General features: G+C 54.1%; 2 protein-coding genes and 2 pseudogenes. All 4 read right to left on the reverse strand.

Annotated features, from left to right (window positions below):
- A pseudogene (locus tag ACOSYY_RS11895) lies at positions 1-182 on the reverse strand (oxidoreductase); the annotation flags it as partial.
- A 226-nt stretch (positions 183-408) separates the two neighbouring features.
- Complete coding sequence (locus ACOSYY_RS11900) at positions 409-732, reverse strand: PilZ domain-containing protein (protein WP_421662609.1); 324 nt, start codon at positions 730-732, stop codon at positions 409-411.
- A gap of 176 nt (positions 733-908) precedes the next feature.
- Positions 909-2018, reverse strand: a complete 1110-nt coding sequence (locus ACOSYY_RS11905; protein ID WP_421662610.1) for a DUF2914 domain-containing protein — start codon at positions 2016-2018, stop codon at positions 909-911.
- Positions 2019-2226: 208 nt separating this feature from the next.
- Positions 2227-2643: pseudogene (locus ACOSYY_RS11910) on the reverse strand (hypothetical protein); the annotation flags it as partial.

A 2643-nucleotide genomic window follows, 5' to 3' on the forward strand; every position in this document is an offset into this window, starting at 1 on the left:
GCAATAGAATAGGGACGGGTGACCGGATACGGATGGCCTTCCTTTGGCATTTCAAATGAAATGAATTGCCCAGCCTTGAAGACTATTTCCTTCGGCTCGCACAGCGTGAGCTCCAGTTCTCGAACATCATGTGTCAGATCCCTGACCCGACTCACCGTAGACTGAAAGGGTCCCATTGTCATCCAGTGCCTCTCTTCCATCACTGTTAAATCTCTTTACCTTAACACATGCTGATCCCTCGCCCTCGAAGGCCCATCCCAACCAGCTCATTCTGTGTTGAAATGTTCGGAGGGGGAATAAACAACAAGAGGTGTACCGTCCATTGTTCCATTGACGGCCAAAGCTTTCTTGCAGTTTCGGATGGAGTATGGCTGAAGGATGTTTGCCTTGCCTTATAACCGGCAAAACCTAGCCACGCGAGAAGCTACTCTGGACATGATCATCGAGAATATGGGCTAATCGCTCTCGATCTTCAGGACTGATCGAAACAATTTTTGCGCCTAATTTAGGTGTACGCACGTGAATGACTTCCAATTCGCAGGCCAAAGACTTCCCGCGCTCAAGTTCTATCCCGAGTTGGAGCACATCACCGCTCTTTACGAACAGGCGGCTTTCTAAACGGACGCCGGACTCACTGACGTCGAGCACCTTGCACGGCGCCGAGAGCGAGCCGCGCTGCAACCTGCCGACACGGCCGACATCGACACGCGAGTGCTTACGCTTAAAACCCATACCCAATCCTCCTATGTCCGGCATCATAACAGGAGGATGGATTCCGCCGAAGGAATTACAGAAATGCTTAACGTTTCCGCCGTCAAGGCTCGGACCTGTTCCATACGTTTTCGGTTGACGTCAAGATCGCTGTACCCAGACGGGAGAAGAACGAAAGTCGTTCCATACACCGATGGTCAATAGGAGATACTCGCCAGCGTCGGTACAGTCTCCTGTGGACCCACAATCTGTACTGAGACTCTCCCAATAACACGCCCGTCTTGAGATTCGACATCGACCCGCCAATCGCCTGGATCAAGGCGCTGCTTGACGCTGTAGGCTCGATAGCCTCCCTCGCGCCCGCCGGAGATCTTGATGGGAATTCTATCCGCATGCATGAACGGCTTCTCGCCGTTCGGACGGAAATACCAATGATGGTAAATTGTGGTGTTTAAATCGACCGGTGCAAAGACGGCGGTGAAGCAATAGATTGGCGTGTCCGAGGGATAGGTTGTATCTGAACGTTTCCAGACCTGATACCACTGCCTTTCAAAAGAAAGCTCAAATCGGTCGCCGGTTCGCTTGATCTCATGATACATCCCGCCGAACTTCAGCGACAGCGGAACCGGTGGGATCCAATTCATAAAGTAAAAGCCCACCAGGAGAACAATGCCCGCAACAGTCGGAACCGTCACGCTGATCGCTTCGTGTCTCGATCGGTCGGAATTATTACGATAGATGAGCTGAACGACCCGCAAGGTCACCGCCACGCTGAGGCCGGCTCCGACTAAGAAGACCACAGCGTTCATGTAGCCCGTCATGACGGGCAAGAAGAAGGTAAAAAAGGCAAAACTGACGACCCCGTATAGGCCGATGAGGAGACGGAGATTCGACAAGCGGTCACGTAAAAACTCGTTGATCATCAAGAGCGCGATAAGTAATCCAAAGAAAACCGCCGTGCCGGTGAACGAAGTGCTCCGTGAATAAAAAATCGCATAGGCGCTGAAGAGGCCGCCTAGCAAGAACTGGCTTGCCATAGGGTAGTAGGGACGGCTCGCCAATACCCAGCGAGTGAAAGGAGAAAACGATGCCAGCTGTTCACGATCGGGGGGAGGCTCGATCCCCAATCGTCCTGTCAAGACGATCAAGGTACCCAGGAGGGCAAGATACAGCATCAGAACCAAGTTATCCTGCAGCCGGTCGATTCGCGTAAGGGTCACGGTGTCATAGGTGACACCCGAGAGAAAGAAAACGGCCGGCATGAACGGTTTCGCGAGCGCGGACTGGATCTTTGCGAGCGGACTCATGTCATCACTGTGCGAAATCCCGTCCGATTGTTCAATGAAATAGTGAATCGTGCGGCGCCGACACTACGTTGGGGAGGAATCATCAAGATGCTCAAAATGGTCGCCAACGAGGCCGCGGACGAGAAAAATACCGGAGGCGTACCCTCCTGAATACGTGGAGGATTTTTTCGAAGCGAGAACGAAGGTGGAGGCTTCTTTCAGCCTCCTGTCAAACGAACGCCGGTAACGGGGCATACGTGACGGGATGACCGATCAGTCGTTCCAACCATGGAGCCATCGCCTCTTCGTGGAGCGGAGCGTGATTGAGGCGCGCTTCGATCTTGAATTGCCCGTTGATTCCCACGATGCCGATGATCGCCGAGGCATCCTCGGCGTCGGGCAACACCGCCAGCGTCTGAAATTCGCAGAGCGTGGCGTACAGGAGGCCGTGCGGTTGAATCGCGTTCTGCACCTCCGGCAAATCATCCAGCGGGCAGTGGACGGAGCAGCGATAGGCCAGCCGCGCTCCCGGTTCAATCCCCTGAAATTCCGCCAAGGCTGCTTCTGAAAAACCCGTGAGATAAGCACGGACTCCGGCCGGTTCCGGATGGAACGTCTCCGCAAGCTTGCTGGCCGGCACGAGGAA

It is taken from the genome of Nitrospira sp. BLG_2 (assembly GCF_049222245.1).